The 22592-nt window shown below is 66.7% G+C and carries 23 protein-coding genes and 1 tRNA gene; 10 read left to right on the top strand and 14 right to left on the bottom strand.

The window, feature by feature from the left end:
- Positions 1–3: 3 nt before the first annotated feature.
- From ACOAMO_RS02975 to ACOAMO_RS02945, 7 genes are all read right to left on the bottom strand, one after another.
- Positions 4–1443: an FtsW/RodA/SpoVE family cell cycle protein gene (locus tag ACOAMO_RS02975; RefSeq protein ID WP_420176115.1), complete on the bottom strand. Its 1440-nt coding sequence runs from the start codon at positions 1441–1443 to the stop codon at positions 4–6.
- A complete protein-coding gene (locus ACOAMO_RS02970; protein WP_420176114.1) occupies positions 1440–2891 on the bottom strand; it encodes a protein phosphatase 2C domain-containing protein in 1452 nt (483 codons plus the stop codon). The genes ACOAMO_RS02975 and ACOAMO_RS02970 overlap by 4 nt, the downstream gene beginning before the upstream one ends.
- A 3-nt stretch (positions 2892–2894) precedes the next feature.
- On the bottom strand, positions 2895–3368 hold the full coding sequence (locus ACOAMO_RS02965; RefSeq protein ID WP_420176113.1) for an FHA domain-containing protein FhaB/FipA: 474 nt from the start codon (positions 3366–3368) through the stop codon (positions 2895–2897).
- A 1-nt stretch (position 3369) separates the two neighbouring features.
- A complete protein-coding gene (locus ACOAMO_RS02960; protein ID WP_420176112.1) occupies positions 3370–4083 on the bottom strand; it encodes an FhaA domain-containing protein in 714 nt (237 codons plus the stop codon).
- Between the two features lie 139 nt (positions 4084–4222).
- Complete coding sequence (rfbB, locus tag ACOAMO_RS02955; RefSeq protein WP_420176111.1) at positions 4223–5221, bottom strand: dTDP-glucose 4,6-dehydratase; 999 nt, start codon at positions 5219–5221, stop codon at positions 4223–4225.
- 99 nt (positions 5222–5320) lie between these two features.
- A complete protein-coding gene (locus ACOAMO_RS02950; protein WP_420176110.1) occupies positions 5321–6682 on the bottom strand; it encodes an MFS transporter in 1362 nt (453 codons plus the stop codon).
- A gap of 276 nt (positions 6683–6958) precedes the next feature.
- The gene (locus ACOAMO_RS02945; RefSeq protein ID WP_420176109.1) at positions 6959–7387 is read right to left on the bottom strand and encodes a globin; all 429 of its coding nucleotides are present in this window, start codon (positions 7385–7387) and stop codon (positions 6959–6961) included.
- Between the two features lie 160 nt (positions 7388–7547).
- Here ACOAMO_RS02945 and ACOAMO_RS02940 point away from each other — a divergent pair, with 160 nt between their 5' ends.
- The 4 genes from ACOAMO_RS02940 (at position 7548) to ACOAMO_RS02925 (ending at position 10730) form a co-directional block, all read left to right on the top strand.
- Positions 7548–8264: a L,D-transpeptidase family protein gene (locus ACOAMO_RS02940; RefSeq protein WP_420176108.1), complete on the top strand. Its 717-nt coding sequence runs from the start codon at positions 7548–7550 to the stop codon at positions 8262–8264.
- A gap of 155 nt (positions 8265–8419) precedes the next feature.
- Positions 8420–9601, top strand: coding sequence for an ADP-forming succinate--CoA ligase subunit beta (gene sucC / locus ACOAMO_RS02935; protein WP_420176107.1), 1182 nt, complete (start codon positions 8420–8422; stop codon positions 9599–9601).
- 9 nt (positions 9602–9610) lie between these two features.
- Positions 9611–10495: a succinate--CoA ligase subunit alpha gene (sucD, locus tag ACOAMO_RS02930; protein ID WP_420176106.1), complete on the top strand. Its 885-nt coding sequence runs from the start codon at positions 9611–9613 to the stop codon at positions 10493–10495.
- A 152-nt stretch (positions 10496–10647) separates the two neighbouring features.
- A tRNA-Leu gene (locus ACOAMO_RS02925) sits at positions 10648–10730 on the top strand.
- Positions 10731–10849: 119 nt separating this feature from the next.
- Here the strand turns inward: ACOAMO_RS02925 and ACOAMO_RS02920 are convergent.
- Positions 10850–11998, bottom strand: a complete 1149-nt coding sequence (locus ACOAMO_RS02920) for an IS1249 family transposase (protein WP_420176105.1) — start codon at positions 11996–11998, stop codon at positions 10850–10852.
- A gap of 173 nt (positions 11999–12171) precedes the next feature.
- Here ACOAMO_RS02920 and ACOAMO_RS02915 point away from each other — a divergent pair, with 173 nt between their 5' ends.
- Positions 12172–12432, top strand: a complete 261-nt coding sequence (locus ACOAMO_RS02915; RefSeq protein ID WP_420176104.1) for an excisionase family DNA-binding protein — start codon at positions 12172–12174, stop codon at positions 12430–12432.
- Here ACOAMO_RS02915 and ACOAMO_RS02910 read toward each other — a convergent pair.
- Positions 12387–13352, bottom strand: a complete 966-nt coding sequence (locus tag ACOAMO_RS02910; RefSeq protein WP_420176103.1) for a hypothetical protein — start codon at positions 13350–13352, stop codon at positions 12387–12389. The two genes, ACOAMO_RS02915 and ACOAMO_RS02910, sit on opposite strands and share 46 nt — an antisense overlap.
- A 56-nt stretch (positions 13353–13408) precedes the next feature.
- Between ACOAMO_RS02910 and ACOAMO_RS02905 the strand changes: the two genes are divergently transcribed.
- The 5 genes from ACOAMO_RS02905 (at position 13409) to ACOAMO_RS02885 (ending at position 17216) form a co-directional block, all read left to right on the top strand.
- Complete coding sequence (locus ACOAMO_RS02905) at positions 13409–14311, top strand: ABC transporter ATP-binding protein (RefSeq protein ID WP_420176102.1); 903 nt, start codon at positions 13409–13411, stop codon at positions 14309–14311.
- Entirely contained in the window at positions 14308–15066 is a 759-nt protein-coding gene (locus ACOAMO_RS02900; protein ID WP_420176101.1) for an ABC transporter permease, read from the top strand. The genes ACOAMO_RS02905 and ACOAMO_RS02900 overlap by 4 nt, the downstream gene beginning before the upstream one ends.
- Complete coding sequence (locus tag ACOAMO_RS02895) at positions 15053–15832, top strand: ABC transporter permease (RefSeq protein WP_420176100.1); 780 nt, start codon at positions 15053–15055, stop codon at positions 15830–15832. The genes ACOAMO_RS02900 and ACOAMO_RS02895 overlap by 14 nt, the downstream gene beginning before the upstream one ends.
- A gap of 153 nt (positions 15833–15985) precedes the next feature.
- Complete coding sequence (locus tag ACOAMO_RS02890) at positions 15986–16798, top strand: relaxase domain-containing protein (RefSeq protein WP_420176099.1); 813 nt, start codon at positions 15986–15988, stop codon at positions 16796–16798.
- Positions 16767–17216 carry a GNAT family N-acetyltransferase gene (locus tag ACOAMO_RS02885; protein ID WP_420176098.1) on the top strand — a complete coding sequence of 150 codons (450 nt, stop codon included), beginning with the start codon at positions 16767–16769 and terminating at the stop codon, positions 17214–17216. Before ACOAMO_RS02890 ends, ACOAMO_RS02885 begins: the two co-directional genes overlap by 32 nt.
- Before the next feature lie 26 nt (positions 17217–17242).
- Here the strand turns inward: ACOAMO_RS02885 and ACOAMO_RS02880 are convergent, their stop codons facing one another.
- The 5 genes from ACOAMO_RS02880 to ACOAMO_RS02860 all read right to left on the bottom strand — a co-directional run bounded on the left by ACOAMO_RS02880 (position 17243) and on the right by ACOAMO_RS02860 (position 21953).
- Positions 17243–17968, bottom strand: coding sequence for a class I SAM-dependent methyltransferase (locus tag ACOAMO_RS02880; protein ID WP_420176097.1), 726 nt, complete (start codon positions 17966–17968; stop codon positions 17243–17245).
- A 177-nt stretch (positions 17969–18145) separates the two neighbouring features.
- Positions 18146–18445: a hypothetical protein gene (locus ACOAMO_RS02875; RefSeq protein ID WP_420176096.1), complete on the bottom strand. Its 300-nt coding sequence runs from the start codon at positions 18443–18445 to the stop codon at positions 18146–18148.
- Entirely contained in the window at positions 18435–18725 is a 291-nt protein-coding gene (locus ACOAMO_RS02870) for a hypothetical protein (protein ID WP_420176095.1), read from the bottom strand. Before ACOAMO_RS02870 ends, ACOAMO_RS02875 begins: the two co-directional genes overlap by 11 nt.
- A gap of 47 nt (positions 18726–18772) precedes the next feature.
- Positions 18773–20002 carry a tyrosine-type recombinase/integrase gene (locus ACOAMO_RS02865; protein WP_420176094.1) on the bottom strand — a complete coding sequence of 410 codons (1230 nt, stop codon included), beginning with the start codon at positions 20000–20002 and terminating at the stop codon, positions 18773–18775.
- A gap of 421 nt (positions 20003–20423) precedes the next feature.
- On the bottom strand, positions 20424–21953 hold the full coding sequence (locus tag ACOAMO_RS02860) for an ATP-binding protein (protein ID WP_420176093.1): 1530 nt from the start codon (positions 21951–21953) through the stop codon (positions 20424–20426).
- Positions 21954–22592: the final 639 nt, after the last annotated feature.

The following is a 22592-nucleotide window of genomic DNA, read 5'->3' as shown; positions in this document are numbered from 1 at the left end:
TGCTCATGCCTCACCTCGTCGGGAACCGTCGGTGCGCACCACCGGGATCTGCAGGGTGTCCTCGTTGTCGAAGCGGGCGTCGGTGCTGGGCATCGTGGTGGGGCTGGGGCGCCGGGCCTGGTTGCTGACCACCAGCAGGATGGCGACGATCACCCAGTTGGAGATCATTGCCGAGCCGCCTTGGCTCATGAAGGGCGTCGTCAGACCGGTCAGCGGCAACAGCCGGGTGGCGCCGCCGATGATGGCGAAGACCTGCAGGGCGAAGGTGAAGGCCAGACCGCAGGCCAGCAGCTTGCCGAAGGCCTCGTGCGAGGCGAGCGCGGCGCGCAGGCCGCGGGCGACGATGATGCCGTAGATGAGGATGATGCCCATCAGCCCGACGATGCCGAGCTCCTCGCCCAAGGAGGTGGCGATCATGTCGCTGTAGGAGAAGGTGGTCAGGGCGGGACGGCCCATGCCCCAGCCGCGGCCGGTGAGGCCGCCCCAGGCAAGGCCGAACTGCGCGCTGATCACCTGAGTGTTCTGGTCGTAGTTCTCGAAGGGCCGCAGCCACGACTCGAAGCGCACCCTCACGTGCCCGGCGAACTGGTAGGCGAGCACGCCGCCCACGCCGATCAGGCCCACGCCGAGCACCGCCCAGCCGGGCTTCTCCGTCGCGACGTAGAGCATCACCACGAACAGGCCGAAGAAGAGCATCGAGCTGCCCAGGTCGTTTTGGAAGACCAGGATGGCCAGGCTGGCCAGCCACATGATGATGATCGGGCCGAGGTCGCGAAGGCGGGGGAAGTCGATGCCCAGCACCCGACGACCGGCCAGCGCCAAGACCTCGCGGCGGTCGGTGAGATAGCCGGCAAAGGCGATGGCGAGCACCACCTTGGCGATCTCGGCGGGCTGGAAGCTGTAGGGGCCGATCGTGATCCAGATCTGGGCACCCATGCCCTGGCTGCTGCCGAGCCCCGGAACCAGGGGCAGCAGGAGCATCACCAGACCCAGTAGGAAGAGCAGGTAGGGGAAGCGTTGCAGCCGTCGATGGTCGCGCAACAGGGCGATGACGAGCGCGAACAACAGCACGCCGAGCAGCGTCCACAACATCTGGGTGTCGGCGCGGTGCAGGGCTTCCTTCTCTGGCAGCGGCACCTGGTCGATCCGGTGGATCATCGCCAGCCCCAGACCGTTGAGCAACAGCACGCAGGGCAGGATCAGCGGGTCGGCATAGGGCAGGCGCCAGCGCACCACCGCATGGGCGGCCAGCCCGAGGCCGAACCAGCCGGCGGCCAGCATCGGCAGGTTCTCGGGCAGCTTGCCGAACAGGTTGAGCTCCACCAGCAACCACCCGCCCAGCCCCAGGGCCAGGGCGAACAGGTCCATGAAGAGCTCGACATTGCGGCGGCGTCGGTAGACGAAACGGTCACCGTGGCCGCGGGCGGTGCTCTGCGTGCTCATCGGCAGTCCTCCATCAGGTCACCCGGCGCGGCAGGGTTCGTCGCGGCGGGGGAGGGCGTGGTCACCGCCCCACTCGACGACGGAGTGGGCGAGAGCAGTGCCGTGGGGCCGGGGGTGGAGCCGGGCGTCGGGGTGCCGGACGCGGCAGGGGTGGGCTGGGAGGCCTGGGCCTTCGCCCGGGCGGCGCGCTGCGCGCGGCAGGCGTCGGCACGCTTCTGCAGGTGGCCGACGGTTTCGTTGGCTGCCTCCAGGTTGGCCACCGGAATGGTGGTGCGCACCTGCTGCTGGTAGAAGGTGGGCAGGTCGTCCACCTGGATCTTGGAGGTCTGGGTTACCTCGCTCAACTCCAGCCCCAGGACGGAGCCGGGAACACCCCGGAAGACGGCCACCTGCTGGTCCTGGGCGCCCACGAAGTACTGGGTGCGGCTGTAGCGCCAGGCACCCCACAGTCCGGCACTGGCCAGCACGGCCAGGGCCGCAGTGATGGCCAGGGCGGCCAGGAAGGGGCGGCGTCGGGCCGCCTTGGGGGCATAGCGCTGCGATTCCACCTCGTCGAGCACCGCCAGGTCTGGCTTCTCCAGCACGCGCTCGTCGCTGGCGGCAGGTTCGGGATCGTCGGCGGGGATCGGGGTCTCCAGACCCACCAGGGTGTGTTCCTCGATGTCGGGAACACTCTCGTCGAGGGCCGCGCCCACCACCGTCGACTCGCGGGCATCCAGCGCCGCATCGTGGGGGAGCACGTCGGCCAGCAGCACGGTGATGTTGTCGGCACCGCCACCCTGGTGCGCGGCGGCCACCAATTCGGTCATGGCCTGGTCGAGGTCCTCGTTGCGCTGCAGGATCTCCCGGATGGTCGCATCCGGCACGAAGCCGCACAGGCCGTCGGAGCAGAACAGCAGCCGGTCGTCCAGCTGCAGCTCGACCGTCTCCAGGTCTGGCTCGTGCGTGGGCTGGCCGTTGAGCACCTTCAGCAGCAGCGAACGGTGCGGGTGGACGGCCGCTTCCGCCAGGCTGATCTTTCCCTCGTCCACCAGCGACTGCACCCAGGAGTGGTCGCTGGTGAGGCGATGCAGCACCCCGCCGCGCAGCAGGTAGGCGCGCGAGTCGCCGATGTGCACCATCCCCAGCTCCTGGCCGGTGAACAGGGCCGCGGTGACGGTGGTGCCCATGCCGTCCAGCGACGGGTCTGCCTGCACCAGGTCTGCCAGCAGGTGGTTGGCGCGGCTCAGTGCGCCGCTGAGCACCTCGTGCGTCTGGTCCAGCGGACGGCTGGAGTCCGACTTGAGGATCTCTCGGATCGCGACGGTGGAGGCAAGGTCTCCCGCGGCAGCACCGCCCATGCCGTCGGCCACCACCAGCATGCGTGGCGAGGCGTAGGCCGAGTCCTGGTTGCTCTTGCGCACCAGGCCGATCTCGGAATGTGCGCGGTAGTCGAGGGAGAAGACCATGGGTCAGCTCTCCAGCCTGAGCTGGGTGCGCCCGATGCGAATGAGGTCGCCGGGGCCAACCCGGGTCGGCTGGACGATCTGCACGGCATTCACGTAGGTGCCATTGGTGCTGTCGAGGTCTTCGATCACCCAGCCGCCGTCCTCGGCCGGCCGCAGGCGGGCGTGGCGCGAGGAGGAGAAGTCATCGTCGATCTGCACGGTGGCGCTGGCGGCACGCCCGATCGGCATGACGCCCTCGAGCGGGTAGACGGCGCCACGGGAGCGTCCCTCGACCACCACCAGCTGGCGGGCCTGGGGGAGCGTCTCCTCCTTCTGCTTGCGGCGCTGGAAGCGACGGCCGCGACGCACGGTGTTGCCCTCGGCGTCGACCCGCTCCCCGAAGATGTCGGTGCGGATCACGCCGGCGGCCAGCAGGATGAAGGCCCAGATCAGTGCCAGGAAGGCAATGCGAAGGGCGGCGACCACGAATTCTGCCAAATCAGGCTCCCACCGGAGAGTGGACCAGCATCCGGGTGGAGCCGATCTCGATGCGCGACCCGTCGTCCAACTGGGCCTGGTGGGTCTTCGTGCCGTTGACGATGATCCCGTTGGTGGAGCCCAGGTCCTCGATGCTGATCTCGATGTCGTCGCCGGTACCGCGCACGTGGATCTGGGCATGACGACGCGAGACGCCCGGGTCGTTGATCCTCAGGTCGGCCTCGGAACCGCGCCCGATCAACAGGCCGGGAGCGGTGAGCGGGTGGCGTACGCCGTTGACCTCGAGCACCAGGGTGGAGCGCCGGATCATCGTGGTGGAGGCGGGGCCGTCGGCCTGCTCGATGCCTGCGACCGCGGCGCTGGTGACGGTGAAGCGTCCGGTGGGCAGGTGGGAGGCCATCTCGTAGGCGATCGAGATGGGGCCGTTGAAGACGTAGTGACGTTCGGCGGCGTGTTCGCGCAGCTCGGGAACGATCTCGCTGGTCAGCGTCTTGGAATAGGGAACCAGACGGTCATAGTCGTGCTGGCTGAGCTGGACGGTGAACTCATTGGGCACCAGCCGCTTGTCGCGGCTGAGCAGCTTGGCCTCGGCGTCCAGCTCCCGCTGCAGACGCGCGGCGATCTCGACTGGCTGCACGTCGCCCTTGAAGGCACGCGCGAAGACCCCGTTGACGGCACCCTCGATCTTGTTCTCGAAGCGATCGAACAGTCCCATCTGCCCTCCTTCAGTCGTTGTCGCATTCGCGTCTGGCTACACGATCCTACCTGCCCATGGGGAGGTGGCCGACATCCCAGAGTCTGGCGCCGTGCCGCGTCGCCTGCACCCACGGTATGAGGCGTTGGGGTCGCGGGCGTCACTGGCCCGTGCTGGCATAGCGCGCCTCGGTGGCCTGCTTCATCGGAAGCCACCAGTCCCGGTTGTGCCGGTACCAGTCGATGGTTGCCGCCAGGCCCTGCTCGAAGTCCCGGTGCTCGGGCCGCCAACCCAGCTCGGAGACCAGCTTGGAGTTGTCGATGGCATAGCGCCGGTCATGGCCGGGGCGATCCCGCACATGGTCATAGGCGTCGACGGGCTCGCCCATCAGCCGCAGGATCGACTCGAGGACGGCCTTGTTGCTGCGTTCGCCGTTGGCGCCGATCAGGTAGGTGTGGCCGCTACGCCCCTTGGTGATGATGTCCACCACGGCCCGGTTGTGGTCGTCGACGTGGATCCAGTCGCGCACGTTCTCGCCCGTGCCGTACAGCTTCGGGCGGATCCCACAGATCACATTGGTGATCTGGCGCGGGATGAACTTCTCGACGTGCTGGCGCGGGCCGTAGTTGTTGGAGCAGTTGCTGAGCGTTGCGGCGATGCCGAAGGAGCGCACCCAGGCGCGCACCAGCAGGTCGGAGCCGGCCTTCGAGGCGCTGTAGGGGCTCGAAGGGTTGTAGGCGGTGGTCTCGGTGAAGCGCGCCGGATCGTCCAAGGCCAGATCTCCGTAGACCTCGTCGGTGCTGACGTGGTGGAAGCGCCTGCCATGGCGTCGCACCGCCTCCAACAGGGTGAAGGTGCCCACCAGGTTCGTCTGGATGAAGGGCGAGGGGGCCTGCAGTGAGTTGTCGTTGTGGCTCGCGGCGGCAAAGTGCACGACGAGCTCGCAGTCGGCCACCAGGGCGTCCACCAAGGCAGCATCGCGGATGTCTCCCTCCACCAGCTCGAAACGCTCGGCGGGCAGGCCGTCCAGGGAGGCGCGGTTGCCGGCATAGGTCAACGCGTCAAGGACCGTGATGCTGTGCTCGGAGGTGGACAGCAGGTGGTGGACGAAATTGCTGCCGATGAATCCCGCACCCCCGGTGACGAGAACTCTGGACACAGCCGCGATCGTAGTCCTCGTCACAGCAGGCAGGGCGCTCGTCCCCAAGTGGGAACGAGCGCCCTGCCGCGAATGGCAGTCGTCAGGCCCTGGAGAGCGTCAGGCCTCGAAGACGGCTTCCTCGATGAAGCGCTGCTGGTGGCTCTGGCGACGGGCGGTCTCCTTGGACAGGAAGATCGCGATCGTGGAGATGGCGAACAACACGGTGCCGTAGATCGCCAGATGGGTCAGGCCGACGTTGGGGTTGACCAGGCGTCCAGCCACCAGGGGAGCGGTGCCGGCGCCGATGATGGAGGCCATCTGGAAGGTCATGCCCGCGCCGGTGTAGCGGTGGTCGGCGTCGAACTTCTCCGAGAGGAAGGCGCCGATCGGGCCGTACTGGGCGGGCTGCACCAGGCCGACCAGGGCGACGAAACCGACCCAGACCATGGCATGCTCGGCGCTCTGGATCAGGTTGAAGCACAGCCACATGCCGATCACGGAGACGACGCCGCCGGCCATCATCGTGGGGCGACGGCCGAAACGGTCGCTGAGCCAGGCGATGAAGGGGATCATGAACACGGCGATCACCGAACCGGTGGTGTTCATCATCAGGGCCTCGGAGCGGCTGATCGGATCACCCGCGGCGGCGGTGGTCGTCACGACGTAGGGGACCATGAAGGTGGCACCGATGCCCTGCAGGAACAGGCCTGCCGCGCCGGCCAGCGAGCCCAGCACGAGTTCCTTGGGGGCGTCGCGGAACATCTTCACCAGCGGCACACCGGTCTGCACCTCGCCGCGCTTGCGGGCCTCCTCGAACTCGGGGGACTCGGTGACGCGGGAGCGCAGGAACAGGCCAAGGATCACGATGCCGGCGCTGAACAGGAAGGGCACGCGCCAACCCCAGTCGTCGAGGAAGTAGCGGCCCTCGGGATTGGCGAACTGCTCACCGGCGACGCCGGCGAAGATGGCCAGCACCAGGGTGGAGAGCACGGCACCGGTGGGTCCGCCGGCCACGGCCAGCGACGCGCCGAAGCCCTTGTTCTTCTCGGTGGAGTGCTCCATGGCCATCAGCGTGGCGCCGGCCCATTCACCGCCCACGGCCAGGCCCTGCAGGGTTCGCAGGACCACCATCAGGATCGGGGCGGCCACGCCGATGTGGTTGGCCGATGGCATCAATCCGATGGCCACCGACACCAGCCCCATGGTCATCAGGGTGATGATCAGCACGTTCTTGCGGCCGAACTTGTCACCGAAGTGACCGAAGGCCATCGAGCCCACCGGGCGGGCGATGTAGCCGATCAGCAGGATCACGAAGCTCAGCGTGGTGCCCAGCTCGGGCGAGAGGTTGCCGAAGAAGAGCTTGGGGAAGACCAGGCCCGCCGCGGCGGCGTACAGCAGGAAGTCGTAGTACTCCACGGTGCTTCCCAGGAAGCTGGAGAAGACTGCGCGGTTGCGCTCCTTGTGGTCGGGCGCGGACATGGGGTCTGACACAGGGGTCGTGATGTCGGTCAAGGTGCTCTCCGTTGAGGTTGGCCAGCATGCATCTGCCTCGTCCGAGGCATGCGTTGAGTCTGTGCTCAAACGTGACAAAGATCACTATTTTGTTCCGGTGATTGGAACGGTGATCCTCACTCCTTGGACTGACCAAAAGGTGGGGTTGCGGAGAGAATCCCTGTGCAGCCGAGGCTTCAGCAGCCTGTGCGCAATTTGCAGCCGCCAGGGTGCAATGTGGGGGGGGTGCCACGCCTTCCCGGTTCACCCGACGACGGGCGGCACCGCTGGCCCGCCCAAACCCTCGTCTGTCGGGGTGGGCAGTGAGTTCACCAAGGAATTGGCGGCGCGCACCAGGTAGTCGCGCAGTGGGGCGTCATGCTCCGGGGCCAGCTCCAGTTCGTCGACCGCGGTCAGCATGTAGCGAAGCCAGGTGTCGCGCTCCTTCGGGGTGATGCGAAAGACGTTGTGGCGCATCCGCAGTCGCGGGTGGCCCCGATTCTCCTGATAGGTCTTGGGGCCGCCCCAGTACTGCTCCAGGAAGGTGCGCAGCCGGTCCTCGGCGGGGCCCAGGTCTTCTTCGGGGTAGAGCGCGCGGAACTCGGGATCGGCCGCCACCTGTTCGTAGAAACGGTGCACCAGCTTCTGGAAGGTCTCGTGGCCGCCGACGGCGTCGTAGAAGGTCTCGTTCACGCTCCCAGTCTTTCATCGAGGCGGCTTTCATCGACGCTTCCTGTGTACGGCTCATGGGCGGGTTGGGCGTGGCATCTCCCGGGGCGGCCGAGCGGCAACCTATCGTGCCACTGTCGGCCCCCGCCGGCTCCTCGAGCCCCCGATCAAGGAGAACCCCCCCATGCGCAATACCTTCAGGCGAGCTCGTGTCGCCCTGTTGTCGCTGTCCCTGGCCGTGCCCATCGTCGCGGCCGCGAACATCCCCACGGCCAGTGCAGCCGTCTGTCATGAGCATGCCCCCGGAACCTCGGTCTCGTACAAGACCTCGCGGCAGGTGATGGTGGCCGACCGGACCAAGGCTTCGACGGGCACCTGGGCCCGCTACGAATGGCGCGGCATCGGCAAGGGATGCTGGGTCAAGGTTGGCCAGAAGAGCACCGCCCGCTTCGGAAGCGGGGGAGTGGTGGCCGCGGCCAAGCGACGCCAGGGCACCAACACCACCCCGGCCGGCAGTTTTGCCATCAAGTACGCCTTCGGTGAGGGCAATCCCGGCACCCGGATGGGCTACCGCACCATCAAGGCCCGTTCCGTGTGGGTCAACAATCCCCGACTGAAGGACTACAACCGGTGGCGTGAGAACAGCACCCTGTCCGGCCGTGGCATCGGCGAGGACCTGTCCGGCTACCGTGATCGTGGCTTGTACCGGCAGGCGGCGGTGATCGGCTACAACTACGACCGTCCCGTGCGCTACGGACGGGGCTCCGGTTCCGGGATCTTCCTGCACTACTCGTCCACTGCCACCGGCGGTTGCGTCGGGCTCACCAACCGCACCGAGCTGAACCGCACCATCGCGTGGCTCGATCCGGCCAAGCGGCCCCGGATGGTCATCAAGGCGTGACGCAGTGACTCGCTGAACTGTTGTGGCCTGCCCGGGCAGCCTCGGCTGTTCGGGGAGGCCTCCCTTTTGGGGGTGTGAATTTCATCACACGATTGCTAGCGTGGCTCCGTCAGACGCCGGGGGCGCCCGGCGCCCAACTACCCAGTGGAGTCAGTGTGGACCTCTACGAGTACCAGGCACGCGAGCTCTTCGAAGCCCACGGTGTGCCCGTCCTGCGCGGCCTCGTCGCCCAGTCCCCCGAGCAGGCCCGCCAGGCCGCAGAGGAACTCGGCGGTGGCACCGTCGTCGTCAAGGCGCAGGTGAAGACCGGTGGACGCGGCAAGGCGGGCGGGGTGAAGCTCGCCCACAGCCCCGACGAGGCGGCCGTGGCGGCAGACCAGATCCTTGGGCTGGACATCAAGGGGCACCCCGTGCGGCGGGTGATGGTGGCCGAAGGGGCCGACATCGCCGAGGAGTACTACTTCTCCCTACTGCTGGATCGTGCCGAGCGCAACTACCTGGCCATGTGCAGCCGTGAGGGTGGCATGGACATCGAACAGCTGGCCGAAGAGCGGCCCGAGGCGCTGGCCAAGGTGGCCGTCGACCCGCTGGTGGGCATCGACGACGACAAGGCCGGCGAGATCCTGGAGGCGGCGGGCTTCGGGGTGCGTGACGCCGTGCGGATCGCACCGGTACTGAAACAGCTGTGGCAGGTCTACCGCGACGAGGATGCCACCCTGGTGGAGGTAAATCCCCTGGTGAAGACGGCCGAGGGGGTGATCCTTGCGCTGGATGGAAAGGTCAGCCTGGACGAGAACGCCTCCTTCCGCCATCCGGAGCACGAGCAGCTCGTCGACGCCGAGGCCGCCGATCCGCTGGAGGCGCGCGCCAAGGAGAAGGGCCTCAACTACGTCAAGCTCGACGGGCAGGTGGGGGTGATCGGCAACGGCGCCGGACTGGTGATGAGCACCCTCGACGTCGTTGCTGCCGCCGGGGAGGACCTGCCCGGTCAGCCCCGCCCGGCCAACTTCCTGGACATCGGCGGTGGCGCCAGTTCCACGGTGATGGCCAACGGCCTGGACATCGTCCTGTCCGACGACCAGGTGCAGAGTGTCTTCGTCAACGTCTTTGGTGGCATCACAGCCTGCAGTGAGGTGGCCAACGGCATCGTCGTCGCGCTGAACGAACTGGGGGAGCGGGCCTCCAAGCCCCTGGTGGTGCGTCTGGATGGCAATTCCGTCGACGTCGGCCGCGCCATCCTCGCCGAGTACGACCATCCCAAGGTCACCGTCGTCGCAACCATGGACGAGGCTGCCCGCGCCGCAGCCGAGCTGGCCGCCAACACTTCCACGAACTGAGGAGCAGTCATGTCGATCTTTCTTGACCACAGCTCGCGGATCATCGTCCAGGGCATGACCGGCGCCGAGGGGCGCAAGCACACGCAGCGGATGATCATGTCCGGGTCTCGCATCGTCGGCGGTGTCACGCCCGGCAGGGCGGGGGAGTCGGTGACCTTCGAGGAGAGCCCGGTGCCCGTCTTCGGTTCGGTGGCCGAGGCACGCCAGGCCACCGGCGCGAATGTCTCGGTGGTCTTCGTGCCCGCGCCGCATGCCGCCAAGGCCGTCGAGGAGGCCATCGAGGCCGAGGTGGAGTTGGTGGTGTGCATCACCGAGGGGATTCCGGTGGGTGACACGGCGCGTTTCCATCGCATGGCCGAGGGCACGCGCACGCGGCTGATCGGCCCCAACTGCCCCGGATTGATCTCACCCGGCAAGTCCAATGCCGGCATCATTCCCGCGACGATCGCCGGTCCTGGTCGGATCGGTCTGGTCAGCAAGTCCGGCACCCTGACCTACCAGATGATGTACGAGCTTCGAGAGTTCGGTTTCTCCACCTGCGTGGGGATCGGCGGGGACCCCATCGTCGGCACCACGCACATTGACTGCCTTCAGGCCTTCCAGGAGGATCCCGAGACCGACGCCATCGTGATGATCGGTGAGATCGGCGGCGACGCGGAGGAGCGCGCCGCCGACTACATCCGCGAGCACGTCACCAAGCCGATGGTGGGCTACGTGGCCGGCTTCACCGCGCCGGAAGGCAAGACCATGGGGCATGCCGGTGCCATCGTCTCCGGCTCCGCGGGGACCGCGGCGGCCAAGAAGGAGGCCCTGGAGGCGGCTGGGGTGCAGGTGGGGCGGACACCGTCGGGTACGGCGGAGCTGATGAAGCAGATCATGCGAGAGCTCGGCTGAACCGGATCCCAACGCTGTCTCGGGGGGGCGGTGATGGGCCGCCCTCCGAGGGCCTCTCGCATTCTCGAATGACTCGATGTGCAACACCCGGTGAAGCTGTGCTATCTTTTTCGAGCTGCGTTCGACGGAACAAGTTCCGGAGAGCAAGTGATGCGCGAGTGGCGGAATGGCAGACGCGCTGGCTTCAGGTGCCAGTGTCCCTTGGGACGTGGAGGTTCAACTCCTCTCTCGCGCACGATCTCGGAACCGCTCCGACCAGGGAACACTCCCCGGTCGGAGCGGTTCTTGCTTGTCCGTGCAATATCGGTGCAATAGCGGGTTATAGGCAGAAATGTGTGTATGGCTCTGGGCGTGTCATCTGTGTGATCGTCCGGCCCAGCCCTTCTGGAGGCCGTTGCCGTCTTCCCAGCTGAAGCTGGTCCCGGGTTGTGGTCCGAGGGGTTCTTCGGTGGTCTGACGGGTCCGCACGGGTGGGTTCCAGTGCTCGGGTCGGGCCAGTTGCCAAGGGTCGTGGGGGTGCTCGGTGAGGCTGTTGAGCAGCCAGTCGACGGCCCGACGGGCGTGGTCTGGTGGTAGTCCGCGGTGGACGCGCAGGAGGTCCTTGATGGCCTTGTTGGGGCCGCCTTCCAAGGGTGAGGTGGTCCTGGGGCGGGGCGGGTCGAAGGCCAGCCAGGTGAACAGCTGTTCGCGGCGGATCAGGGAGCGGAACAGGGCCCTGCAGCGGCGCAGGTCGCGGTGGGTGAACCACCACTGGACGCATTCCCCGATCCCGACGGGGCGTTCTCGGTGCTTGCCGGCGTAGGTGCGGTGTTTCAGGAAGGCATCCCACTCGGCTTCCCAGGCCAGGTACTGGCGGGTCCACTCGGTCGCTGCGTCCAGGCTCGTGACGCGCATCAACGCGACGGTGAGGGCGCGTAGTTGCTTGCCAGCCTCGAGTCGAGGGTTCATCGTCAGGTGCCGGGTGACCGTTTGGAAGATGTGGAAGTAGCAGCGCTGCACGAGGGTGTCAGGCCAGCACTCGTGCAGGGCGGCGGCGACGCCCTGGCCGCCGTCGACGACCGCCATGTCGGGGGCTGGGAGTCGTGTCAGGAGGGCTTGGTAGGCGGCCTTCGACTCCTGGTTGCACCACTGCCAGCCCTGCACGTGGGTGCCGTTGAACGCGATGATCACGCACCAGTCCTGCAGGTAGGTGCCGTCGAGCATGAGGACCTCGTCGACCTCGCCGGTGACCACTGGTTGGGGCGCAGGGATGTTCCAGCACCAGCTGGTGGAGGCTCGGAAGGAACGTCCCGTCCCGCCGGTGGCTGCTTGCGACGTGGGCCCGAGCAGCCAGGCTTGGAAGGCGCCCAGTTCTGCTCGGCGGGTGATGTCACCACGCGTGCGGGTGGTCGAGGCGCCGCAGGTCTTGCACCGCCACCGGGTCCTGCCCGCGGTGGTCCTGCCGTTCTTGACCAACTTGGCTCCGCATACACCACAGCGTGGGTGATTCCTCGCAACCTGCACTGAACATGCTCCCAGAGCATGTTCAGACCATCATCACGCCTAGCCACCACGAATGAAACTGGTCGTCCTGTACACACATTCCTGCCGTTAACCCGCAATAGCGGGCTTCTGCTCCAGGACGACGATGTCCTGTGGATTGAGCCCCACGGGTGCGGTTCGTGGCTTGGGTCAGCATGAGCGCACAGCAGATGCCCCGAGGGGGAACGCAGCAGACGAGCGGGGGAACGCGAGAGGCCCCCGAGTTCATCAGCATCCGAGAGGCGGGAGAGCGGCTCTCTGTCAGTGAGGTGACACTGCGCCGGATGATTCGACGCGGCGAGCTGCGCGGGTACCGGGTGGGACGGCGCCTGATCCGCCTTCGCGTGGACGAGCTGCCGGGGCTTGAGCCTCAGTTCGCCGCGATGAGGTCATCCGCCAGCCGGGTGCGCTCGTAGAGCACGTAGCGGCCGAAGCGGGAGGTCTGGAGCAGCCCCGCGGCAGCAAGTGCGCGAAGGTGCTGGTTTGCTGCTGTGGTCGTGACGCCCATGAACAGGGCGATGGCCGTTGACGAGGCCGGCTCGTCCAGGCTCAGCAGCAGTTCGGTGCGGGTGCGGCCCAGGATGCCGACGAGGCCGGGTGTGGTGTCGGCCTGGTGCTCGGTGAGCCGTCCGCGGCCTCTCGCGCGATAGCTGAAGACGGCGTCGGCCTCGCCCGAGTTGGGCAGGTTCATGCCCCACTTGACCAGCGTCGGCAGCATGGTGAAGCCGGTGGCTGCGGTGTCGATTTCATAGGGCTGCCAGGGGTCGTTGCCGAGTGGCAGCAGCACGTCATGCCCCCGGACCACGAAGTGGGGCTGTACCTCGGCCAAGGCCGCGCCCGGTCCCATGGCGGCGAGCATCTGGGCCCGGTAGGTGACGTCCGCGTCGAGCACCTGGCGGAAGCGCGGCCAGTAGGCCTCGAAGCAGTGGTGCCAGAAGTCGTCCAAGATGGCCAGCAGGTTGGCCTTGACCTGCTCGTCAGTGCGTCCCAGCACCTCGGGAATGTCGCGTCCCCAGACCTGCTCCACGTCATGCCTGTAACGCCGCGCGGGCACCTGCTCGAGGATGCGACGTTCGCCCTCGTAGCTGACGCCTCGTCGGCTCGCGGGACGCATGAACACGTCGACCAGGCACTTCTCGCGATTGATGAGGGTCAGGATGCGTTCCTCGCCGACGGTGGAGCGGTCCTCTGCGGTCTCGGCGTACCACTTGGCGTGGAAGGGATGACGTGCCGGATAGAGCACGATCATGGACGCCAACGCGCACTCGCTGACCGGATTCGGCGAGAAGCGCAGGTTTGCGAGCGCGTTGCGGTAGACGTGCGCGCTCTGTTCCATGAAGCAGAACGCTACATCCATGGACGTCCGGGGTGGGCGGATGCGAGCGTCTGCCCATGAGCACTGCCATCCACCTCGACGGCTTGACGAGGACCTTTCGCGACGGCGCACGGACGGTCACCGCCCTCGACCGCGTCAGCCTTGACGTCCCCACGGGCCAGCTGGTCGCCGTGCTGGGAGAGAACGGGGCCGGCAAGACGACCCTGACGAAGATCCTCTCGACGATGCTCTTCCCATCGAGCGGTTCGGTGTCCGTCTTCGGGCACGATGTCGTCAAGGACGCGAAGCAGGTTCGTCGCGACACCACGGTGATCTTCGGAGGCGACCGTGGCCTCTACGAGATGCTCACGGGCAGGGACAACCTCGAGTACTTCGGCGCCTTGCACGGCGTCGGTCGCCGGGAGCTGAAGCGCCGCATTCCCGAACTGCTGGACGAGGTGGGCCTAGCCGAGGCCGGCCGACGCAAGGTGCAAACCTACTCGAAGGGCATGCGGCAACGTCTCCACATCGCCGTCGGCCTGCTCACCGAACCCCGCCTGCTGCTGTTGGACGAACCCACCGTAGGTCTCGACCCCAACGAGTCCGAGCGGCTGCGCGGCGTGATCGCCGGCATGCACGCCGGAGGGACGACTGTGCTTCTCACCTCGCACAACCTGCTGGACGTGGAACGCCTCGCGCAGCGCGTGGTGATGATCAGCCACGGCACCATCACCCACGACCTGCCGCTGGCTGAGTTCCGTCGGCTGACCGGGCTGGATGCCGTCGTCACCGCGCACCTCGGGGTCGGGGAACGTGCTCGTGAGGTTGTGGTGCCGGTTGAGCGCTGGACGGGATCGGTACTCGCTGACCTCGCACGACGCTTCCAGGACGAGGAGCTCGTCGACCTCGACGTGCGGCCGTCCAGCCTGGAGGACGCGTTCGCCCTCGCTTCGGGCAAGGTCATCGGGAGCGACCGGTGACCGGCTTCCTGGCCATGGTGACCTGCCAGCTCAAAGTGGTCATGTCGCGTCCCATGAACCTGGTGACCGGGCTCGTCAGCCCGGCCATGTGGATGGTCCTGGTGATGCTGCCGCGGCTTGACCGACTGACCCCGGAACAGGCCACCCAGGCCTTCAGCGGGGTGCTGCTCGCATCTTTCTGGGGTGCATCGCTCTGGTCGGGTGCCGGCATCATCCGACGAGAGCGTCAGTCGGGAACGCTGGGCGTCTCCTTCACCGGTCGGCTCTCGCCCCTGATGGTGCTGGTGGGCAAGACGGTCGGGGGAGTGCTCTACGACACCTGCCTCATCCTGGCCACCAACACGGCCTTCGTGCTGGCGCTGGGAATCCCGCTGCGCGTGGCCTCCCCGATGGCGCTGGCCGTCGGGCTGCTGACCGTCCTGGCGGGTGGTGTGGCGTCGAGCCTCATGATCGGGGCCTGCCTGATGCTGACCAAGCATGCCTTCCAGCTGACTACGGCCGTGGGAGCCCCGGTGCTCTTCTTCGCCGGCACGATCATCCCCTACGACCAGCTGCCGACGTGGGTGGCCTGGGTGGGGTCGGTGCTGAACATCTCGTGGCTGCAGCGGTTCCTCGCCTCCACCGCCACCCATCCCCGGTGGGACCTGTGGGCAGCTGCCGCGGGCATCTCCGTCCTGTACGCACTCGTGGGAGCCAAGGCGTTGCAGGTGCTGCTGCGCCGTGCACGAAAGGAAGCCACCCTTGAGCTCGGTTGAGATCTTCACCGCCAACGCGCGGATGTGGCGCAGCGTCCAGGCCGATGAGTTGCCGCCGCAGTACTGGATGCTGGGAGTGGTCGTTCCACTGCTGTTCCGGAGCCTGGTCTACGTGCTGCTCGGACGCATGATCGCGGGCCAGGCGGGCCTCGACTGGACCTACGTGGGTGCAGTATTCCTCGCCATCACCGGCTCGACCATCTCGCACACCTCCGACGTCCCGATCTACGACGTCTGGTTCCGGACCTACCCGGCCGTCAGCCGCGCGGCGGCTCCCGTGGTGCTGCAGTACCTGGCGCGCACCGGAGTGCTGGCAGCTCGGGCCTTCGTCGAGGCCATCGTGGTCTGCGTGGTGATCGGACTGCTCGTGGACAGTCCCGCACACGTGCTGTCCGTGCTACGGCACAGCTGGACGCTGTTGCCGGCGCTGGCGGCGTGCACCGCCTTCGGTCTGGCGATCATTGCACCCGCAATCGGCAACGACTCGCAGGACCTCATCCACAACACGGCTGGGACGCTGGTCATCCTGACCTCGGGCGCACTGCTCACCCCCGGGGCGGCGCCATGGCTGCACTTCCTGGGCGGTGTTCTGCCCTTGCAACATGCCTTGGACGCGATGCGCGCCAGCCTTGCCGGACGAAGCCCCTGGCCCGGAGTAGCGGGGGAGCTGCTGGTCGCCACCGGGTGGCTACTCGTGGCCGCGATCGCCTACCGCATCGTTGATCATCGGACGCGCTCGTCCGGACGCGGTGCCATGCAGGGTTGAGTGGCAGTCTCACTTCGAGTTTGAGTGAGGAGTCTCGTCTCTCAGTCAAACTATGAGTGACAGTTGTAGTGACTCTTGAAGTGAGCCACACACCTAGTGCACCCAGGTGTTCCCCCGGTCACCAGCGGGCTCGGACGGGCTTGGGTGTGCGTGATGAGCATGCAGAAGTTGGCCGCGGGGACCGGCTATGCCTACCTGACCAAGCAGGTGGCGCGGCAGGACGTCGCCGAACGCGGGCATGTCACGTTGGTGTCGTACTACTCGGAACGGGGCGAGGTTCCGGGCGTCTGGGTCGGCTCGGGGATGGCAGCAATCGACGGCCTTGCTGCCGGTGACGTGGTGACGCCGGAGCACATGCGCGCGCTCTTCGGCGCCGGGCTCCATCCCCTGGCGGAGTTGCCGTCACCGAGGTTCGAGGGCGAGCAGCCCACTGCCGAGCAGATCCGTGGCGCCAGGATGATCGGGCAGCCGTTTCGCGGGGCATCGGTCACGGCTTTTCAGCGAGAGGTGGCGGACCGGCTCGATGCCGCGACCCGTGGCCGCATCCTGGACCGGGCCGACCAAGCGGCAATGTTGGCCGAGATCCGCACCCAGGTCGCTACCGAGGGGTTCATCGCAGAACATGGGAGGCAGCCGAGCGAACTCGAGCTGTCGGCGCGCCTGGCCCGTGAGTTGAAGGCGCCGGCCGGGGTGGCCGGTTTCGACCTGACCTTCTCTCCAGTGAAGTCGGTCTCGGCCTTGTGGGCGCTGGCTGATCCGTCCACCGCTGCGATCGTGGAGCGGGCCCATCAAGCGGCGATCGGGGACGCGCTCCGCATGATCGAGCAGCATGCGCTGTTCACCAGAGTGGGCAAGGGCGGCGCCTACCAAGACTCGTTGCATGTCGAACTCCGCGGAAGCCAACGGCTGGCGCGAGTCCCTGACCTTCATCCCCATGACCGTCGAGGGGGCCCAGGTCATCGCTGACGACTGGAAGTACCCCGCGCCCTACGACTTCTACGACGCCACGGCCGACATGGAGGACTACAAGGAGTTCGTCAGTCCTGCCCAATGGCCCGACAGGTTCTGGCAGGTCCGTCACGGCGAAGACCTGGTGGGCTTCTTCACAGCCGACCCAGGCGACGACGATCGCTGCGAGATCAGTCTCGGCCTCCGCCCCGACCTGACCGGAGATGGCCGCGGCCTCAGCTTCCTGCAGGCTGCCTTGGCCCTTCTGGAGACAGAAGGGCTCACACAGCTACCCATCATGCTCAGCGTTGCAGCGTTCAATCAGAGAGCCATCAAGGTCTACGAAGCAGCAGGCTTCACCATCGTCCGGACGTACACGCAGCCCACGAACGGCAGCACCTACGACTTCATCGAGATGGAGCTGCGCAAGCACTGATCAACGCCAGCTCTTGCCGCGGTTGGTCAGGGACGTTTGGCGAGAAAGACCATGAGCGGCTGTCCGGGGCCGCCGCGGAATGGTTGCTTGTACCAGTCGCTGTATGTTTCCTCCACGGCAAGTCCGGCCGCGGCGATGTCCTGAACGATCTGTGCGTGACTGCGGAACTGAAGTCGCTGGTCTTCGTCCAGCACCGTTCCGTCGTCGAACTCGTTGTGGCAGTGCATCACCACCACTCCGTCCTCGTCGGGTGGGTCGGTGGCCAAGGACTCTCGAAGCCGACCGACCGGGGTGTCGCGCTCGCCCAGCTCGTCGTTCCAGTTCTGCCACGCCCGTGACTCAGGGTTGCGACTGTCGAAAACCAAGATCCCGGCCGGCCTCAGGCTCTTTGCGATGTTCTCCAGTGTGGTCTGCCACTGCTCGTGCAAGATGTGCATGGCGACGTTGCCGCTCATGACGACCAGGTCTGCGCTGCCCGGGGCGATCTGCTCGGAAGTGCCTTGCACCCACGTGACCTTGTCGCCGCCAGGCCGGTTCCTGGCCTGGTCGAGCATGGCCGGGGCGGGGTCGATCCCGGTGACCGCCCGGCCAAGCCCGGTCAGGGTGACGGTGAGGATTCCGGTTCCGCAGCCAAGATCGATGATGTCGGCTGCTCCATGCTCATCGGCCACGCGACGGAAGAAGTCATGGTCGGGCCCGTCCGGGTTGTCGATGTCATAGATCGCCGCGAGGCGCGGGTCGTCGTAGCTCATGATCCTCCCCAATCGATCGCTCGCAGTCATCATCACCGGGAGACAGGCCCAGCGTCATCCGCATATCCGGTCGTGGGTCAACATCCTGCTGCCGCGGGCAGGAGGGTCTGCCCCCAGTTTGGTTGACACGGTTTCTCGGGTGTCGGCATCGAGGCGTCTGGTGCCTTCGGCAGCAGTTCACGCCACGCGGGCTGCCAGCTCGTCCAGATCGGAACGGATCCTGGCCAGCAGTGACCGCGGGTCTGTGTCGTGGTCGCCCAGTTCCCGCAGCAGCAGGTCGCGCGCCAGCGTGGACGCCGGAACTCCTCGCTCTTCGGCTACGCGCGCCAGGGCGGCGAATTCGTCGTCGTTGAGGCGCACCTGCAGAGTCCTGGACCTGCCGTGTCCGCGGGTTACTTTGGTCCCGGGCTTCATTTCGGCGTCCTTGTTCTGCTCGCTGGCCTTGGCCTCGGCAGCGATCAGCTCGTCAATCCTCATCAGTGGCCTCCTCTCGATACCTGCGGTGGTCAGTGCTGTTCGACCGCCACGCGTTCACTCCCCAGATCACTCCGTCGTCGGGCAGTGCGATCACCGTCACCAACATCTGCAGCGACGCCGACCAGCCGATGACTCGGATCGTCCGCCCTGACTCCGACGCCGGGTCGGGGTCGAGCACCAGGCGATTCGGGTCGGCGAAGGCCTCGTCGGCCCATTGGGGCGTCATGTCGTGCTTGGCGATGTAGTCGCGGCGGTGGCGCCAGTCCAGTTCGTCCTGCACACCCCAACTGTATTGCATGTGTATTACGGAGGGAAGATGTTCGTTGGTCACGAGGCGCTCGCCTTCCGTGCCATCTCGGACAGATGCTTGGCGATCTCGCGGTCCCGGTCCGCAGCAGCGTGCTGGTAGATCATCGCCATGGCCGGCGTCGCATGGCCGAGGCGCCCCATCAACTCCGAGAGCGTCGCCCCCGACTGGGCTGCCAGTACCGCGCCGGTGTGGCGCAGGTGGTGGAACTTCAGGTCCTCCCGTCCAGCCTTGGCGCAGGCGCGATGCCAGGCGCGCAGGAAGGTCGACGGCCGAATGTTGCGCCCGTCCTCGGACGGGAAGAGCAAGGCGTTCTGGCCTGGCGAGACATGGGTCGCCAGGTGGCGTCGCAGGTCGGGGATGATGTGCGGCGGAATCGCCACCCGGCGCTTGCCGGCCTTCGTCTTGGGCGGTCCGATCACCACATCGCCGGCAACCCAGGAGACGCCTCGCTCAACCCGCACGATTCCGGCGTCCAGATCAATGTCCTTGCGGCGCAGCTCGAAGACCTGGCCGTAGCGCATGGCGCACCAGGCGCCGAGCAGCACCGCGGCACGCCACTTGTCGGGCATTTCCACCACGATGCGGGCCAGCTCGTCCAGCGTTGCGGGGGTGATGTCCTTCTCGCGGCTGGTCGTTCCAGCGCCCTTGATCCGGCAGGGGTTCGTTGTCACGGTCGGCAGGGTGCGGTCGACGATCGCGGCGTTCATGATGCCGCGCAGCAAGCTGTACGCCTTCGATCGGGTGCGTGCGATCTTCTTCTTCGCCATCTCCCGGTGCCACGCCACCACGTCGTCCAGATCGATCTCGTCGAGCCGCTTGTCGCCCAGTGTCGGCAGAATGTGGTTGCGCAGCAGCATCTGGTAGTCCTTCTGCGACGACGGCCGCAAGGAGCCGGCGTCGCCTTGGGGCGTGGCGATCCGGTCTGCCAGCCAGGTCTGGGAGTACTCGCGTAGCGTGGGGCAGGGCGGTTTCGGCTTCTCCCGTGGCGTCGGCACCGTGATGGACGGGTCGGGCTCGCGGGTGTCCGGCGGCTGCCACACCCCGAGGTCGATCAGTCGCCGCTCCTGCGCCAACCAACCCTCGGCGTTGATCTTCGACGCGAACGTGGCCGGCGCCATGTAGAGCTTGCAGTCCGGCCCGATGTAGCCGGCCTGCACCCGCCCCGACCTCAGCTTGCGCAGGCGACCGAAGCTTCTCCGTTCGCGTTTCCCCGCGTCCTCATGTGCGTTCCCCCTCGGCTTGCCCATCTCGAACCTCCCCGTCGCGTGCAATATGCGTGCAACAAACAAGCCCAAACGGCCTCGTCGTGCTCACTCGGACAGGGGGAACGCAGCCCCTGATTGGCTTGCTTTTCCCCTAGTGAAGCAGCGCTGGCAGTGAGTTCTCCCGCCCTCGGGTCGGAGCTGGCCCCACGGCTCAACTCCTCTCTCGCGTACAAATGTGAAAGGCCCCGATCTCAGGATCGGGGCCTTTCGCGTTGCCCGGGCGCCTCGCCCGACCGCGCAGCTGTTGGGTTGTGGTTGTGGGGCAGCCTCTGGAGTGGCTGCCCCAAGGGGGTATCGACTGCGCGGTGGTTCAGGAGACGAGGCTCCGTCATTTCCGGGCATCGTGACTTTCACTTGTAGTTGTGATGACAGTTGGAGTGAGGGGCTCGACGGGATGTGACTGTCAATCCCGAGGGGGGAGACGGTAGCGAGTCGACCGAGACCCCTGCTGACCGTCCATGACCACGAGGCCATCGCGTAGCGGCTGGCTCAGGGCGTAACGGACCTGACCGATTGTGAGGCCGGTTCCGTCAACGAGCTCGTGAATCGTCAGCGGGTTCGGGCTGGTTCTGAGCATCCTGAGGACGAGGGGCTCGTTGCGGGTGGGCGCGGTGCTTTGCAGCGAAGCCGACTCGACCGGAAGCCTGTCGGCTGGCGCTTCGACCACGGGGCGAGGCGCCGTTTCGACATCACTTCGGGGGCGCCAGAGGAGAGCTTTGAACTGGACCCCTGTGTCGAAGAGCTGGGGGCGTGGCAGGCCTCGGTCCTGCACGGACCGGAAGACCTCACGGATGCCTCCGCCCTCGCCCTCGATGACCGACGCACCATCCGAGGTCGTCAGGCGCTTGGCGATCTGGTAGAGGCGCTGGTTGACGGCAGCCTGGGCGTGCTCGACGCTGACGAGCTGTGCCAGTGAAACTCCCCGGAGGCCACCCGGACTTTGAATGAAGAAGCTCTTTGCAGTGAGCCGGATCTGGATCTGCTTGCCCGTGCCCAGGGTGCTCGGGCCGAGGTCACGGTGCACCAAGGCGTTGGCGACCAGCTCTCGAACGGCATTGAGGGGCAGCTCCGAGATCTCCTCCATGTGGCCGTCGCTACGGTAACGGTGGACTGTGTCGAGGTTGTTCTCCACCCAGGCGAGAACGTCCTCGAGTAGAACGGGGATTGGACCCGTGAAGTCCTGCAGATTGCGGTTGCGGGCCTGGCCCTCGCCGCCGGCCAGCTGTACCGCAGCAGTCACAGTCAGCGCGGGGTACTGGCCCTGGGGGTACGTTCCGAGCGAGTAGAGGCCGGCCACGGTGGGCTCGCCGGAAGCGTTCAGCACGCTGGTCATCTGAAGGATCTGGTCGTCCGTGAGATCCCGCAGCCGTCGGTCGTGACGGCGAACGCTGTCGAGGTAGTCGGCAACCAAGTCTGCATCCAGATCTGCCCGTCCACGGCCGATGGCGCGAGCCAGGTCGTAGTTCACCTGCTCGTCGCTGTGGAGCTTCGCCACTTCGAGCATCCGTAGCTCGTGCGGGTGCATTTCGTAGTCCCCGTCTGCTTGGCGAAGGTACGAACGTCCGCCCACGGTGGCGGGTTTGTCGGCGATGCGAAGTGGTGCGACGTGCGCGACCAGGACGGGGCGGCCATCGACGTGAAAGGTCTGGAAGTCCAGGTGTGGCGCTGGTTGGACCGTTTGACGAGCTATGGAGACCAAACCTGCCTCGAGGGCTGCGATGTCGTGCACGCCGACCACGTCGAATCGTCCACCCGCCTCATCGATTCCCAGGATGACGGTGCCGCCGTTGGGCATGTTGGCGAATGCTGCAAGGGTTTCCGGCATGACGGGCACGCCACCGGTGGCGCGCTTCACTTCGATGGACGTCGTGTCTCCCCGGCGTGCACGCATCTCCGTGATCGCCTCAGCCAGCACCTCGTCATTCCAATTCACACTGGCAGACTACAACTATCATTCAAACTCTGAGCGGGAAGTTGCAGTGAGGTTCGCAGTCTCACGCGCAGCGAGTCACCCTTGGGGTCCCAGTCGCCCGAGGGCAAGCTGCTCCTGGACCAGACGCGCTGTCTGGACGGGAGCCGTCAGAGGGAACATGTGCCCGCCGTCGATGAGGAGCGTGCTTGCCCCAAGGTCGCGTGCCAGTTCAAGCTGCTCGCCATGTCGTGGGTCGCTTGGGGACGTGACGACCAGCAGACCTCGTCTGGATGTCACCGCAACCGTCCGGGGTGAGAGACGTCGTGCGGCCTCCCGCAGCGGAAGAGGGGCCCCTCTGGCGGCTGCATTCCCACTGCAGAGAATGATCGACGACGTAGAGCCATGGCCAACCAGCCGTTGAGTCGAGACACACAGCCGAGAGCTCGTAACGCGGTGGCCTGCGCCCGGCGTCCAGGCCGCGGTCGACGAGGGTCGCTGGGAGCCAGTAGCACCAACGAAACGTCTCTTGGGCTTGAGGCCAGAGCCTCCACCGCTCCCTGTGAATGCGCCAGCGTGATGGCCTGGCTGGGCATCCGTTGTCGCATCTCCTGCACCAACTCGTCGTAGTCGTGGGTCGTGAGTGGAAAGCCCGGGTACAGG

Origin of the sequence: Luteococcus struthionis, assembly GCF_048595755.1 — a bacterium.
GTDB lineage: Bacteria > Actinomycetota > Actinomycetes > Propionibacteriales > Propionibacteriaceae > Luteococcus.
Note: the sequence above shows the minus strand (reverse complement) of the source record. Positions and strands in the feature narration are given on the sequence as shown.

Excerpts from the sequence above, each read along its gene's own strand:
- ACOAMO_RS02975 (WP_420176115.1), bottom strand. The coding sequence starts at position 1,443 with ATGAGCACGCAGAGCACCGCCCGCGGCCACGGTGACCGTTTCGTCTAC.
- ACOAMO_RS02970 (WP_420176114.1), bottom strand. The coding sequence starts at position 2,891 with ATGGTCTTCTCCCTCGACTACCGCGCACATTCCGAGATCGGCCTGGTG.
- ACOAMO_RS02960 (WP_420176112.1), bottom strand. The coding sequence starts at position 4,083 with ATGGGACTGTTCGATCGCTTCGAGAACAAGATCGAGGGTGCCGTCAAC.
- ACOAMO_RS02950 (WP_420176110.1), bottom strand. The coding sequence starts at position 6,682 with ATGTCCGCGCCCGACCACAAGGAGCGCAACCGCGCAGTCTTCTCCAGC.
- ACOAMO_RS02940 (WP_420176108.1), top strand. The coding sequence starts at position 7,548 with ATGCGCAATACCTTCAGGCGAGCTCGTGTCGCCCTGTTGTCGCTGTCC.
- sucD (WP_420176106.1), top strand. The coding sequence starts at position 9,611 with ATGTCGATCTTTCTTGACCACAGCTCGCGGATCATCGTCCAGGGCATG.
- ACOAMO_RS02915 (WP_420176104.1), top strand. The coding sequence starts at position 12,172 with ATGAGCGCACAGCAGATGCCCCGAGGGGGAACGCAGCAGACGAGCGGG.
- ACOAMO_RS02910 (WP_420176103.1), bottom strand. The coding sequence starts at position 13,352 with ATGGAACAGAGCGCGCACGTCTACCGCAACGCGCTCGCAAACCTGCGC.
- ACOAMO_RS02905 (WP_420176102.1), top strand. The coding sequence starts at position 13,409 with ATGAGCACTGCCATCCACCTCGACGGCTTGACGAGGACCTTTCGCGAC.
- ACOAMO_RS02890 (WP_420176099.1), top strand. The coding sequence starts at position 15,986 with ATGAGCATGCAGAAGTTGGCCGCGGGGACCGGCTATGCCTACCTGACC.
- ACOAMO_RS02885 (WP_420176098.1), top strand. The coding sequence starts at position 16,767 with ATGACCGTCGAGGGGGCCCAGGTCATCGCTGACGACTGGAAGTACCCC.
- ACOAMO_RS02880 (WP_420176097.1), bottom strand. The coding sequence starts at position 17,968 with ATGAGCTACGACGACCCGCGCCTCGCGGCGATCTATGACATCGACAAC.
- ACOAMO_RS02875 (WP_420176096.1), bottom strand. The coding sequence starts at position 18,445 with ATGAGGATTGACGAGCTGATCGCTGCCGAGGCCAAGGCCAGCGAGCAG.
- ACOAMO_RS02865 (WP_420176094.1), bottom strand. The coding sequence starts at position 20,002 with ATGGGCAAGCCGAGGGGGAACGCACATGAGGACGCGGGGAAACGCGAA.